Here is a 13297-nt window from a genome sequence, read left to right on the forward strand (position 1 = left end):
TCCTATTTCGAGTATAGCATAATTGATGCATGAAAAAAATTTTTTCATGAAACCGTTTGCTAGGTGAAATTTTTTTCGTATAATTAAATTGTATGAAAAAAAATTTCATAAGATGTAAAATAAATATGGATTAGTGAAAAATATATTTTTTTTTGCAACAGAGATTTTCTAGGAGGTAAATAGAATGAATTCAAAATATGTAATCGGAGTAGATATCGGAACAACAAGTGCAAAATCTGTTCTTTATGCCGTAGATGGAACAGTTATCGCAAATCATGGAATCGAATATCCCTTATTTTCTCCAACACCTGAAACGGCGGTTCAGGATCCGGAGGAAATATTTCAGGCCGTTATCAATACGGTCAAAACTATCATGCAGAAAAGTCATGTTGACCCTGCGAATATTCTTTGTGTTTCTTTTAGTTCTGCCATGCATAGTTTAATTGCAGTTGACCATGAAGGAAAGCCGTTAACAGAATGTATAACATGGGCTGATAATCGAAGCTCTGACTGGGTCGAAAAAATTAAAACGGAAATGAATGGGCACGAAATTTATCTTCGTACGGGAACGCCGCTTCATCCAATGACCCCACTTGCGAAGTTAGTTTGGCTGCGTAATGACTATACTGAGCTTTTTTCCAAGAGTTCAAAATTTATTTCAATTAAAGAATATATTTTTTATAAGCTGTTTGGAAAATATGTTGTCGATTACTCGATTGCATCAGGTACAGGCTTGTTTAACATCTATACTTTAACCTGGGATGCGGAAGCGCTTAATGTTGCAGGGGTAACAGCGGATAAACTTTCAGAGCCTGTCCCGACTACCTACCAATTAAACGGGATGGACGCGGGATACGCCAAAGAATTGAACCTGCTTAGGGCGACGCCATTCGTTGTTGGCGCAGGGGACGGACCGTTATCGAATCTTGGAGTCGATGCCATTGACCCAGGTGTCGTCGCGGTGACGATTGGGACAAGCGGGGCTATTCGGGCTGTAACGGACCGGCCGATGACTGACCCTAAGGGAAGAATTTTTTGCTATGCCTTAACAGAAAATCATTGGGTCATTGGCGGCCCCGTCAATAATGGCGGAATGATTTTCCGCTGGGCTCGCGATCAGCTGGGTGATGCAGAGGTTGCAACAGCGAAACGTTTAGGAAAAGACCCCTATGAGGTGTTGACAGAAATTGCCGACCGGGTAACGCCAGGTGCTGATGGATTATTATTTCATCCCTATTTAGCGGGGGAAAGAGCACCATTGTGGAATTCAAACGCCAGAGGATCATTTTTTGGCCTTGGTATGCATCATAAAAAAGAACATTTAATCCGCGCTGTGCTTGAAGGAGTCATTTTTAACCTTTATACCGTTCTTTTAGCGTTGTCAGAATTAATGGGAGAGCCGAAAAAAATTCAGGCTACCGGTGGTTTCGCCAGATCAGAGCTATGGCGGCAGATGATGGCTGATATCTTTAACCAGGATGTATCGATTCCGGAGAGTTTTGAAAGCTCTTGTTTAGGGGCAGCAATTTTGGGGCTTTACAGTATGGGTGAAATTGATTCATTAAATGCAGTTTCGGAAATGGTTGGTGCGACCTACCATCATACACCAAATAGCGAGAATGTATCGATCTATGAAGATTTAACGCCAATTTATATCCGTCTATCACGGATTTTGCAGGAAGAGTATGAAAATATTGCTGCATTCCAGAAGAAATGGGTGTAAAAGGCTCTTTTTTGGCTGAAGACTGCCCTTCATCGAAGTGATGTGATGAAAGACAAATAATATAAATGTCATGAGAGGTATAAATGGTTGTGTAAGGAATCCCATCGTCGTAAGAATAATTTTAGCTAAAACCTTTTCCTTTTTCGGAAAAGGTTTTTTTGTGAAAACAAATCGCTACCAAAAGGGAATGGCTTTTTCATAGAGGCAAGCACCAAATTAGTGTTTTTAATAATTTCAAAAAGTGTTCATTTTTTGTGGGTTAATTTACAATGTATTAAGTATCCACCAGTGTTAAAATTTGAATGTAACCGGATTCAAAGAGTTTCAGTTTCATTCATGTTACTAACTTCAAGGGAGAGATTGTTTTGAAGACAGATGTTCAGATTGCTCAGGAAGCACAAATGAAGAAGATTCATGAGATTGCAGACTACCTTGGAATTCATGAACACGAGCTAGAACCTTACGGAAGATATAAAGCGAAGGTTTCATTAGAAGTCTTAAAGAGACTAGAGGATAAACCAAATGGCAAGCTTATTCTTGTTACAGCCATTAATCCAACCCCAGCTGGAGAGGGAAAAACAACGATAAATGTTGGGCTTTCAATGGCATTAAATAAGATCGGGAAGAAAACAATCACCGCATTAAGGGAACCATCTCTCGGACCATGCTTCGGCATAAAAGGTGGTGCAGCAGGCGGGGGCTATGCTCAAGTCGTGCCAATGGATGACATTAATCTGCACTTTACCGGAGATTTCCATGCGATTACTTCTGCACATAATTTACTGGCAGCACTGCTAGATAACCATATCCATCAAGGAAACGCACTTAACATCGATCCAAAGAGAATAGTTTGGAAAAGGGTTCTCGACATGAATGACCGGGCTCTCAGAAATATCATTATCGGTCTTGGCGGCAAAGCAGACGGTTTTGTTAGACAAAGCGGCTTTGATATTACGGTAGCCTCAGAAATAATGGCTATACTATGTTTATCAACTAGTTTATCAGACCTGAAAGAACGACTTTCAAGAATGGTCGTTGCTTATGCCAGAGATGGAAAAGCTGTTACTGCGGGAGAGTTACAAGCAACTGGAGCAATGGCGTTATTATTGAAAGATGCCATCATGCCAAACCTTGTACAAACTCTTGAAAATACTCCTGCATTCATTCATGGAGGACCTTTTGCAAATATAGCCCATGGCTGTAACTCGGTTATGGCGACAACCGTTGCTTTAAAATTAGCGGATTATGTTGTAACCGAAGCCGGATTTGGTGCAGATCTTGGTGCGGAGAAATTTTTTGATATTAAGTGTAGATTTGCCGATCTAAAACCGGATGCTACCGTGATTGTTGCGACCATTCGGGCGCTTAAGATGAATGGCGGTGTTCCTAAAAATGAACTTGGCTTTGAAAACCTTCCTGGACTTGAAGCTGGAATTGCAAACCTTGAAAGACATCTTGAAAATGTTGAGAAATTTGGTGTTCCTGCAATTGTTGCGATCAATAAATTCCCAACAGATACAGATGCAGAGATTGAGCTGTTACGCGAAAAATGTATTGCAAAAGGTGTAGAAGTGGTGCTCGCTGAAGTCTTTACACAGGGTGGCGAAGGTGGTATCGAGTTAGCCCATAAGGTAGTAGAAATTTGTGAAACAAAGGAATCACAATATGCACCGCTTTATGATGTTGATGGAACAATCGAGGAAAAAATCACTACGGTTGCAACGGAAATCTACCGTGCCGAAAGAGTGGAATTCACTTCTGCTGCTAAAAAACAGATTGCTGAAATCGCAGCTCTTGGTCTAGATAAAATGCCAATTTGTATGGCAAAAACCCAGTACTCATTCTCTGATAACCCGGCGTTACTAGGGGCACCAACTGGATTTACTCTAACAGTCAGGGAAGTGAAGGTTTCTGCAGGTGCCGGATTTATTGTAGCACTGACCGGCGATATTATGACAATGCCAGGTCTCCCAAAAGTACCGGCGGCGAATGGAATGGATATTACAGAAGATGGAGAGATTATTGGTCTTTCTTAATTGGAGGAGTTTTTATGGGTACAAGACTTGATGGAAAGCCAGTCGCTCAGTTTTTGAGGGAAAATATTAAATCACGTGTTGGTGAATTAAGAGAGAACCATATTTTTCCCACGCTTTTATTGATTCGACTTGGAGAACGTGAGGATGATATCTTCTATGAAAGAAGCATTTTAAAGAATTGTGAACTTCTAGGAATTAAGGGAACAGTTAGACAACTTCCTTCTTCGATATCAATGGATCAACTTAAGAAGGTTTTCGTGGAGGCTAATAACAATCCTTCTATTCATGGAATCATGATTTTCAGACCTCTTCCGGATCACCTTGATTTGAATATCATTCGTAATTTAATTGACCCTGTTAAAGATATTGATGGCATGTCCCCAGTAAACCTTGAAAAGGTCTTTGAAGGCAATTCCAATGGGTTTGCGCCATGTACTTCAAAAGCAGTGATGGAAATATTGAAATATTATGATATTCCTCTAAATGGAGCAAATGTTGTTGTAGCAGGGAGAAGTCTTGTTGTCGGTAAGCCGCTTGCCATGCTTTTCTTAGATGAAAATGCTACAGTTACAATTTGTCATTCGAGGACAAAAGAGATGCCGTCTCTCACATCTAAGGCAGATATTGTCGTTGCGGCCATTGGGAAAGCTAAGTTTATGACCGGAGATTATTTTAGTGAAAATTCGATTGTAGTCGATGTAGGAGTTAATGATGATGGCACCGGGAAAATTTGCGGGGATGTCGATTTTGATTCCGTTTTGGAAAAAGTCAAAGCGATTACGCCGGCAACAGGTGGAGTCGGAATTATCACAACGACAATTTTGTTGGATCATGTGGTGAAGGCATGTGAAAGATTAACTGGTATTTAATTAATTTAAACGTAGAGGCAGATCCCTTTATTCTGCCTTCTTTTGGAGATTTTTACATATTAGGAGGAATTCCTTTGTTAGAAAAAAGCTGCAATGATTTTATAGAAGAGCTGTCATCGAAATCACCTGTACCGGGCGGAGGGGGTGCTTCAGCATATATAGGAGCACTTGGAATGGCACTGGGCAGTATGGTTGGAAACCTTACCATTGGGAAAAAGAAATATAAGGATGTTGAAGAGGATATCATCGAACTTTTGAATAAATCAGAAGTGATAATCGGTCAACTGAAAGCTTTAGTACAGAAGGATGCCGAAGTGTTTTACCCGTTGTCACAGGCCTATGGCCTGCCTTCAACAACAGAAGAGGAAAAGAAATATAAGGAGTCCGTTTTGCAGGAGGCTCTCATTGAAGCATCAAGGATACCGCTTGAGATTGCAAAAAACTGTTTAGCAGCAATCCGCTTACATGAAGAATATGCGAAAAAGGGAACCAGGATTGCTATTAGTGATGTTGGAGTGGGGGTTGCATTTTGTAAGGCAGCGCTTCAAGGGGCAAAGCTCAATGTATTGATTAATACGAAAATTATGAAGGATCAGGAACTGAAAAATAAGATTGAAAATGAACTTTTTGAAATTGAGAGAGTTGGATTAGCTAAAGCGGATCAAGTCTTTCAGGATGTTGAAAAGATGTTGGTTTGAAAGTGAGGGACTGGAATATTCCAGTCTTCTTTTTATTTTTAAAGCTATAAAGGATATTTTCTAGTCTGATGAATTTATTTTCTAGTATTATCAAAAAAATACTTTCCACTTTTGCAAAAATATTTTCCATTAGTTCATCCACAAAGCACAACTCCATGTCCAAGTTCGTAATTTTGTCATGATTAATAACATCTTGAGGTTAAAAATCAATGTAGAATAAAAAGGGAAAATAGTTTTTGAAAGGTCTGGTCTTATGAAAAAATTAGTGTTCTGTATGATAAGTCTGATGGCAATTATCATCGCAGGTTGCGGGGGAACAAAAGACTTTCAAGTTAAGCTTTCAACGCCTAATACCTTTACGGAGGGAAAGATCTATCCGATGCAAATTAAAATTACAGATCAAAAGGGAAATCCGGTAAAGAGGGCTCATGTTACGGCAGAATTAAATATGAAAAACATGGACCATGGAACAATCCCTGTAACGGTTGAAGAAACCGAGGATGGAAAGTATATTGGCCTAAGTAAATTAGCCATGAATGGGGATTGGGTCGCCACCATAAAAGTAGAGAGAAACGGAAAATCTGTTGAGGAAGATAAGGAATTTTCAGTCGAGGCTGCTACAAAGGAAAATGCCCATAGGGTAACAAAACAGGTCTCCTTGCCAGATTTTAATCTAAAAGACCAAAACGGAAACCAAATCACAAAAAAGGACTTTTTAGGGAGGACCGTGGTACTGACCTTTACGTATGTCAAATGTGCAGATCCTAATGCCTGCCCAGTTTTATTGGCGAATTTTCACAATTTACAAGAAGACCTTAAAACTAGGGGGATAGATACAGACAAAATTCTGCTCGCTTCCGTCTCTGTTGACCCAGAAAATGACACTCCACAAGTGATGAAGGAACATGCAAAAGAAATGAATTTTGACATGACCTATCTTAAAATGCTAACTGGAAAAATGAGCGAAATCAAAAAAGTAGCCAATACCCTCGGTGAGCATTTTGAAAAACAGGGTAATGTTATCATGCATGACAATAAAACGTTTATTTTTAACCCCAATGTGGAATTAACGCACGAATTTACCGGGAGTATTATAGATAGGGAAGAATTATTTCAAGTTGTAGCTGGAGATAAATAAACAAAAGATCTTACTAAAAAAGTGCCAGGCACCATGTGAAGTTTTCACATTAGCATGGCACTTTTTTTATTTACCGTTCGGCTTTACGAGCCCATGTTTTTTAATATGATACTGTAAACTTTGTCTCGTGATTCCAAGTGTTTTGGCTGCTTTAGAGATATTCCAATCCACTTCGTCCAGTGTTTTTTGGATATAATGCTCCTGCGAGTTCGAAAAAATCGATTTAAACGGATTCTTTTTTAACTCTTTTTGCTTTTCTACTTTGATCGAAGGTGCTGTTAATATTTTTTTCTTCATATAAGCTGGAAGGTGGTCGGTACCGATTTCCTCATCATTTTCATTGGCACGTATCATTAAATTTTCGATTAAATGCTCTAATTCTCTCGTATTACCAGGCCAATGATATTGAAGCAACATCGAAAGCAATATATTGGAAAGGTTTGGCACATCTTTGTTGAATTTCCTCTTATATTTTTCAATGAAAAACTGTATGAAAAAGTGGATATCTTCTGTTCGCTCCCGTAATGGAGTAATATAGAGACTTGTATGTGCAAGCCTGTAAAATAAATCTAGACGCATTCTGCCGTCGTCGATTAACTTTTCTGGGTCTTCGTTGGAGGCACTTATTACGGTACATTCTACCGGAGTCACCTCATTCGACCCAACCCTGCGGACTAATCGCTCTTGAAGAACACGAATTAATTTAGATTGTAAGGCAATTGGCATTGAGTTAATTTCATCGAGAAAAAGCGTACCATTTTTGGCATATTCAAAAAGTCCGATTTGGTTCGTTGCCCCGGTAAAGGCACCTTTGACGGTTCCAAATAACGTACTTTCCAACAGGGTTTCTGGAATAGCAGCACAGTTTATTGCAACAAAAGGGCTTTCCGCTCTTGGACTGTGATTATGCATACTCTGTGCAAATAGTTCTTTACCAGTTCCCGTTTCCCCGACAATTAACACATCGGTATTATGGACGGCAATATTTTCCGCTTCTTGGATGAGGTTTTTTAGCGCGATGCTCTTGCCTTTAATATCATCAAAGGAAAAAGTCGTTCCATTTTTATAGGGCCGATCATTGGAATCTGAGTTGACAATTTGTCTTCTCATTTCTATCGTTTGATGGAGCTGATTTTTAAGATGGGATTCATTTGTACTAATCGAAAATACAGCAACCGTTTCCCCGTCTTTTTGGATTGGGTACGTACTATAATTTACATATTTAGGTACTCCATTTACCGTGGAGTGTGCTCGATATCTAGAGAATATTGGTTTACCGGTTTTGAAGGTATGTTTATGCTCTGAATATTGCGGGTTATAATTATAGGCCTCCCAAAGATGTTTTCCAAGAATTTCTCTGCTGTCCAAACCTTCTAACTTTTCCTGCGCATTGTTATAGAGTACAATTTTCCCATCCGTATCACTCATCATTACGCCTTCGTTCAAAGATTCTATAATTTTTTCAAGGCAGTATAACCTAGCTTCCTGGTTGGTCGATAGATTTGTAGTATCTTTTATACATAAAATCAAATAATCCACGTCTATTGAGAATTTTTTTACCTCTATTGCCAACTTCTTTTCGTTTATGGTCACTTGATAGATTTGATTCTCTACTAAAGGTTCCTGGTTACATGGCAGAAAAAGAAAGATATTCATCCCGAGCGTGAGATTCATTTGAAGGTCATCGTTCACATCATAAAATAAAATATCGCTGTGATTGTCTAAAACAATAACCCCATCTACAAAACTTCTAATCAATGAACCGATTGATGCTGGATTCATTACAAAGCCCCCTTTAAACATCTATTTCAGAATATATCATTTAGTAGGAAAAGTTAAAATAGTCTGCATGCAAAAAACATCTGCAGAATTGAAAGTTTGATTTTTCAAAGATGGAAACTTAATTACTATAGTTGTTATCAGGATATTGCAAAAAATATCTGCGTTTTTTAAAAAATTTTTTGAAGAGTAAAGGTCATCAAAAAATTTTTCAACCCCTATAATTTCACACTTTTCTGAAAAAGTAAAGTGGATGATGTGACTATGGCATATTTCTTGCAATAAATAGAATGAGAAATTTTAATAGACCTTATTTTATAAAAGCAGAAAGTGAGTGATGTGCAGTGAAAAAACGCAGTTTAATTCTTTCCGGTTTGTTAGGAATCTCCTTGTTCGTAACAGGTTGTGCAAGCAGCCAATCCTCCAGTTCCACGTCAAGTAAAGATTCAATCAAAATTGGTTGGGTAGGTCCTTTAACAGGTCCGACCTCAACAGATGGGACGCTTAGCCGAAATGCTGCACAGCTTGCCATTGAGCAATTTAACAAAGATGGCGGAGTGAATGGGAAAAAAGTAGTGCTAGTTGCAGAAGATGATCAAGGGAAACCGGAAGAAGCGTTGAAAGCCGTACAGAAGTTAATTAATAGTGATAAGGTTTCAGGAATTGTCGGCGGTGGCTACAGTGGTCCGATGAAAACGGTTACACCGAAAGTTCAATCTTCTAAGGTTCCGATGGTTGTGGCCTATGCCGTTCATCCGGATATCACAAAAGGCGGCGATTATGTAAATCGTGTCATTTACACGGCAGATGTACAAGGAAAAGCAATGGCTGATTATGCTGTTAATGATCTGAAAAAGAAAAACATTGCCGTTATGTATGTGGATATTGATTATGGAATTTCCATCTATAATGCCTTCAAAGCAGAAGCCAAAAAACTTGGGGCCAATATCGTAATTGAGAAACCATTTAAAATGGGGGATAAAGATTTTAGCTCTGTCTTAACTGCTGTTAAAGAGTCGAAACCGGATGCATTATATGTTGTAGGATACTACAATGAGGCAGCAGGAATCGTTACACAATCGAAGGAATTAGGTATCGATGCACAGTTTTTAGGTGTAGATGGTTTTGATTCTCCTAAATTCCTAGAATTGGGTAAGGAAAATACACAAGGTGCAACCTTTACGACCTCGTTCTTTGCAACGGATACAAGAGAGGCGGTCAAAGACTTTGTTAAGGCATGGCATGACAAATATAAAGATAGTGAGCCAGACATGCTTTCATCCCAAAGCTTTGACGCAACGGAAGTTATTTTAGAAGCTATGAAAAAGGCAGGAACAGACCGGGAAAAATTGGCTAAAGCAATTAATGAAACAAAAGATTTTGAAGGAACATCCGGAAAAATTTCCTTTGATGCCCAACATGAAGTAGTAAAACCGGTCATCTTTATGACAGTGAAAGATGGAAAATTCCAATACGTCAAATCTTTGAATTACTAAGGTTCATTTGGACTTGAGAGGGAGGAGGGGGCCTTAGGTCTCCTCTTTGCTTTTTTAGAAGAAAAATCGAAAGGAATGAGGTAAAAATGTTAGCACAACAGCTTGTAAACGGGTTTGCAATAGGTTTTGTCTACATCCTTGTCTCTGTTGGCTTAACGATGGTGTATGGAGTCCTGAAATTATTACATTTTGCACATGGTGTTATTTACATGGTAGGCGCATTTGCGGCCATGATTGGAATTATGTATCTTCATTTACCGTTTTTGGTCGCTTTGATTTTTGCCATGGCCGTTTCCGCTATTCTTGGGATGGCAATAGAACGCTTTGCCTATCGCCCACTTCGGGGTGGAAACCCAATTACAACATTAATCAGCGGTGTAGGAGTAGCAATTTTTCTAGAGAATTTACTCCAAGTTATTTTTTCTTCCGATACACAGCCGTTTCCGGAAACAGGAACAACCAATACCATCTATCATCTCAGTCAATCAGTATCATTAACGAATTATAAATTTTATATTATCCTAGCAGGTGTCATTGGACTAGGACTTTTATTTGCTTTTCTAAAATTTACAAAAATGGGCCTGGCGATTCAAGCGGTTGCTCAGGATATGCGCGCAGCCTCCTTAATGGGGGTAAATTGCAATCGTGTTGTTTCAGTAACATTCATGCTTGGGTCTGCTCTTGCAGCAGCTGCTGGAGTATTGGTCGCATTAAATTACAATTCTTTATTTCCAAGCATGGGCTCCATTCCAGGTCTAAAAGCATTTTGTGTTGTGGTCCTTGGGGGATTAGGTTCCATCGGAGGCACGATTATCGGCGGCTTAATTCTTGGACTGGTAGAAACGATGAGCGATGGATATTTGTCTGGAATGGTCATTGATAAAGATGCGATTGCCTTTGTCATTCTAATTTTCATTCTATTAATTAAACCTTCCGGATTGTTTGGGAAAAAAGTCGAGAAAGTGTAGGTGATGGTGATGGATGTATTAATTAATCCCTATTATGTTGACATTATAGTCTTCTTAATTATCTATATTGTACTTGGTTTAGGATTAAATTTGATTACCGGTTTCGCAGGTCAAGTATCGCTTGGACACGCTGCCTTTTTCGGAATTGGTGCCTATTCCTCAGCGATTTTGTCTACGAAAGCTGATTTAAATCCGTGGCTGGCAATTCTCTTGGCCATTGTAATCACTTTTATTATAAGCGCAATTTTAGGATTACCATCTCTCAGGGTCCGTGAGGATTTTCTTGCTATCACAACATTGGGAATGGGTTTGATTATCCAGTCCTTTTTTAAAAATGCTAGCATTACCGGAGGAGCTTATGGAATTGACATGATTCCTTCTCCCGCTTTGTTTGGTGTGAAGCTTGAGAATGTAAGTTATTTGGTGTTTATCTTGATCGTCATGCTGATTGGAATATACGCAATTAGAAAAATGACTCAGTCCCGAATCGGCCGTGCCTGGATGGTTATTCGTGAAGATGACATTGTTGCCCAATCAATGGGAATTAATACCACCTATTACAAGGTATTGGTGTTTGCGATCGGCGGAGCATATGCCGGAGCGGCAGGTGCATTGTTTGCACATAAAGTTACGTATATTAGCTCTGACTCATTTGGTTTTTCGATTTCAGCCACAATCTTGAGCATGGTGGTAATCGGCGGGCTGGGAAGTATTCGCGGCACGCTATTTGGAGTAACTGTTCTCTATTTATTGCCTGAGTTATTCCGCTTATTCCAATTTACTTTTATCGATTTGAAGTATCTTGATATGTACAAGATGATGCTTTACGGATTACTGATGGTGGTTATGATGCGTTATCAGCCAAATGGTATTTTTGGCAAAAAGGGTGCTAAAAAAGTAATGGGCAAATCAATTCGCAAAAAGAAGACGGCAAAAGGCGGTGAGCATGTTGCTTAAAATAGAAGGAATCACCAAACGTTTCGGTGGATTAATAGCTGTAAGCGAGGTCAGTCTTCAAGTGAATCAAGGAGAAATTTTTGGTTTAATTGGTCCGAATGGTGCGGGAAAAACAACATTTTTCAATATGTTAACAGGAATCTATAAACCAAATGATGGAAAGATTCTTTTTGAGAATCAGTCTGTCCATGGATTAAAACCTTTTCGAATCGCGCAATTAGGGATATCCCGTACTTTTCAGAATATCCGTCTGTTAAAGGATGAAACCGTGATAGAAAATGTTATGGTCGGAATGTTTGGCAAGACGCATACGGGCTTATGGTCTGCCATTTTGGGTTTACGTTCTTCAAAAAAAGAAGCAGAAATGGTCAGAGAAGAAAGCCGGAAAATATTAGAGATTGTCGGGCTTAAGGGTTTTGAGGAGGAGCTTGCAGGCAGTCTTTCCTATGGAAATCAGCGCCGCGTGGAAATTGCCCGTGCGTTAGTTTCAAAGCCAAAACTTCTTCTTCTCGATGAACCGACAGCGGGAATGAACGATGAGGAAACGGACGAAATTGGTGAGCTGATTGTAAGGATAAGAGAAAATGGTACAACGGTTATCTTGATTGAACATAATGTCGGCTGGATAATGGGTCTTTGTGACCGAATTGCTGTTTTTGATCATGGTGAAAAGATTGCTGATGATGAACCGGAATTGATTATTTCGAATCCAGCGGTCATTGAGGCTTATATTGGTAAGGAAGATTCAGAAAGGGAGAGCGAATATGCTGCAAATTAATAATCTTAATGTGTCCTATGGAAGTATCCATGCTGTAAGAAATCTCTCTCTAGAAGTAAAAAAAGGGGAGGCTGTGGCCCTAATCGGTGCAAATGGAGCAGGGAAAACTACGACAGTAAATGCAATTTCCGGTGTCATTCCCTCAAAGGGATCAATTCAATATGAAGGAAAAGAAATCAATGGGAGAGCTCCCCATAAGGTTGTTAAAGAAGGCATTATTATGGTTCCGGAAGGACGGCGAATTTTTCCAAAATTATCGGTGGTGAATAATCTAATTATGGGAGCTTATGCCAGAAAGGTATCGAAAAAAGAATTGCACCAAGAAATAGAAAAGATCTATGAATTGTTTCCGCGATTAGCTGAGCGGTACCAGCAAATGGCCGGTACATTAAGCGGTGGGGAACAGCAAATGCTGGCAATCGGCCGGGCCCTAATGGCTAAGCCGAAACTGCTCATTCTAGATGAACCTTCTATGGGGTTGGCCCCGATTGTTGTTAAAAGTATTTTTTCAACGATTAATAAAATTAAGCACGAAGGATTAACCATTCTCTTAATTGAGCAGAATGCAACGATGGCTCTATCGGTAGCTGATCGTGGGTATATATTGGAGAATGGGGAAATCCACTTTCAGGATACTGCAAAAAATCTCCAGGAAAAAGATGTGGTTAAAAAAGCTTATCTGGGATAATCAATCAGCCAGGGTTTTCATAAAAACCTTGGCTGATTTTTTTAAAGTTAATGGAGGGAGAAACCGAAAAACACTTAAAAAACCTCCATTAACTAAGGATAAATCTGCATGCAAGATTTATCTGCAGGGTTTCAGACGGAACCGTTTACAAGGTTTAACTACTTTTC

General features: G+C 39.3%; 11 protein-coding genes. 10 read left to right on the forward strand and 1 reads right to left on the reverse strand.

Annotated elements, in window-relative coordinates:
• The first annotated feature begins 184 nt into the window (after window positions 1-184).
• The 5 genes from gntK to ACFQZ9_RS06950 all read left to right on the forward strand — a co-directional run bounded on the left by gntK (window position 185) and on the right by ACFQZ9_RS06950 (window position 6464).
• Complete coding sequence (gene gntK / locus ACFQZ9_RS06930) at window positions 185-1723, forward strand: gluconokinase (RefSeq protein WP_198311264.1); 1539 nt, start codon at window positions 185-187, stop codon at window positions 1721-1723.
• A gap of 365 nt (window positions 1724-2088) precedes the next feature.
• Window positions 2089-3759 carry a formate--tetrahydrofolate ligase gene (locus tag ACFQZ9_RS06935; protein ID WP_498942866.1) on the forward strand — a complete coding sequence of 557 codons (1671 nt, stop codon included), beginning with the start codon at window positions 2089-2091 and terminating at the stop codon, window positions 3757-3759.
• A gap of 14 nt (window positions 3760-3773) precedes the next feature.
• Entirely contained in the window at window positions 3774-4628 is an 855-nt protein-coding gene (locus ACFQZ9_RS06940) for a bifunctional 5,10-methylenetetrahydrofolate dehydrogenase/5,10-methenyltetrahydrofolate cyclohydrolase (protein WP_498942868.1), read from the forward strand.
• A 74-nt stretch (window positions 4629-4702) separates the two neighbouring features.
• A complete protein-coding gene (locus tag ACFQZ9_RS06945) occupies window positions 4703-5326 on the forward strand; it encodes a cyclodeaminase/cyclohydrolase family protein (RefSeq protein ID WP_498942870.1) in 624 nt (207 codons plus the stop codon).
• A gap of 253 nt (window positions 5327-5579) precedes the next feature.
• On the forward strand, window positions 5580-6464 hold the full coding sequence (locus tag ACFQZ9_RS06950; RefSeq protein ID WP_498942872.1) for an SCO family protein: 885 nt from the start codon (window positions 5580-5582) through the stop codon (window positions 6462-6464).
• Between the two features lie 66 nt (window positions 6465-6530).
• On the opposite strand, the gene ACFQZ9_RS06955 is transcribed toward ACFQZ9_RS06950, so the two are convergent.
• A complete protein-coding gene (locus ACFQZ9_RS06955; RefSeq protein WP_498942873.1) occupies window positions 6531-8246 on the reverse strand; it encodes a sigma-54 interaction domain-containing protein in 1716 nt (571 codons plus the stop codon).
• A 341-nt stretch (window positions 8247-8587) separates the two neighbouring features.
• Here ACFQZ9_RS06955 and ACFQZ9_RS06960 point away from each other — a divergent pair, with 341 nt between their 5' ends.
• The 5 genes from ACFQZ9_RS06960 to ACFQZ9_RS06980 all read left to right on the forward strand — a co-directional run bounded on the left by ACFQZ9_RS06960 (window position 8588) and on the right by ACFQZ9_RS06980 (window position 13130).
• Window positions 8588-9739 (forward strand): ABC transporter substrate-binding protein, encoded by a 1152-nt coding sequence (locus ACFQZ9_RS06960; RefSeq protein ID WP_498942875.1) that lies wholly within the window; start codon window positions 8588-8590, stop codon window positions 9737-9739.
• 86 nt (window positions 9740-9825) lie between these two features.
• Entirely contained in the window at window positions 9826-10707 is an 882-nt protein-coding gene (locus ACFQZ9_RS06965) for a branched-chain amino acid ABC transporter permease (protein WP_498942877.1), read from the forward strand.
• Window positions 10708-10716: 9 nt separating this feature from the next.
• Window positions 10717-11664 (forward strand): branched-chain amino acid ABC transporter permease, encoded by a 948-nt coding sequence (locus ACFQZ9_RS06970; RefSeq protein WP_498942879.1) that lies wholly within the window; start codon window positions 10717-10719, stop codon window positions 11662-11664.
• Entirely contained in the window at window positions 11654-12442 is a 789-nt protein-coding gene (locus tag ACFQZ9_RS06975; protein ID WP_498942881.1) for an ABC transporter ATP-binding protein, read from the forward strand. The genes ACFQZ9_RS06970 and ACFQZ9_RS06975 overlap by 11 nt, the downstream gene beginning before the upstream one ends.
• Window positions 12429-13130 carry an ABC transporter ATP-binding protein gene (locus ACFQZ9_RS06980; protein ID WP_498942883.1) on the forward strand — a complete coding sequence of 234 codons (702 nt, stop codon included), beginning with the start codon at window positions 12429-12431 and terminating at the stop codon, window positions 13128-13130. Before ACFQZ9_RS06975 ends, ACFQZ9_RS06980 begins: the two co-directional genes overlap by 14 nt.
• Window positions 13131-13297 lie beyond the last annotated feature (167 nt).

This window comes from Neobacillus sp. GCM10027624, from assembly GCF_042675345.1.
Taxonomy (GTDB): domain Bacteria; phylum Bacillota; class Bacilli; order Bacillales; family Cytobacillaceae; genus Neobacillus; species Neobacillus cucumis_D.

Excerpts from the sequence above, each read along its gene's own strand:
- ACFQZ9_RS06955 (WP_498942873.1), bottom strand. The coding sequence starts at position 8,246 with ATGAATCCAGCATCAATCGGTTCATTGATTAGAAGTTTTGTAGATGGG.
- ACFQZ9_RS06950 (WP_498942872.1), top strand. The coding sequence starts at position 5,580 with ATGAAAAAATTAGTGTTCTGTATGATAAGTCTGATGGCAATTATCATC.
- ACFQZ9_RS06980 (WP_498942883.1), top strand. The coding sequence starts at position 12,429 with ATGCTGCAAATTAATAATCTTAATGTGTCCTATGGAAGTATCCATGCT.
- gntK (WP_198311264.1), top strand. The coding sequence starts at position 185 with ATGAATTCAAAATATGTAATCGGAGTAGATATCGGAACAACAAGTGCA.
- ACFQZ9_RS06965 (WP_498942877.1), top strand. The coding sequence starts at position 9,826 with ATGTTAGCACAACAGCTTGTAAACGGGTTTGCAATAGGTTTTGTCTAC.
- ACFQZ9_RS06975 (WP_498942881.1), top strand. The coding sequence starts at position 11,654 with ATGTTGCTTAAAATAGAAGGAATCACCAAACGTTTCGGTGGATTAATA.
- ACFQZ9_RS06970 (WP_498942879.1), top strand. The coding sequence starts at position 10,717 with ATGGATGTATTAATTAATCCCTATTATGTTGACATTATAGTCTTCTTA.
- ACFQZ9_RS06940 (WP_498942868.1), top strand. The coding sequence starts at position 3,774 with ATGGGTACAAGACTTGATGGAAAGCCAGTCGCTCAGTTTTTGAGGGAA.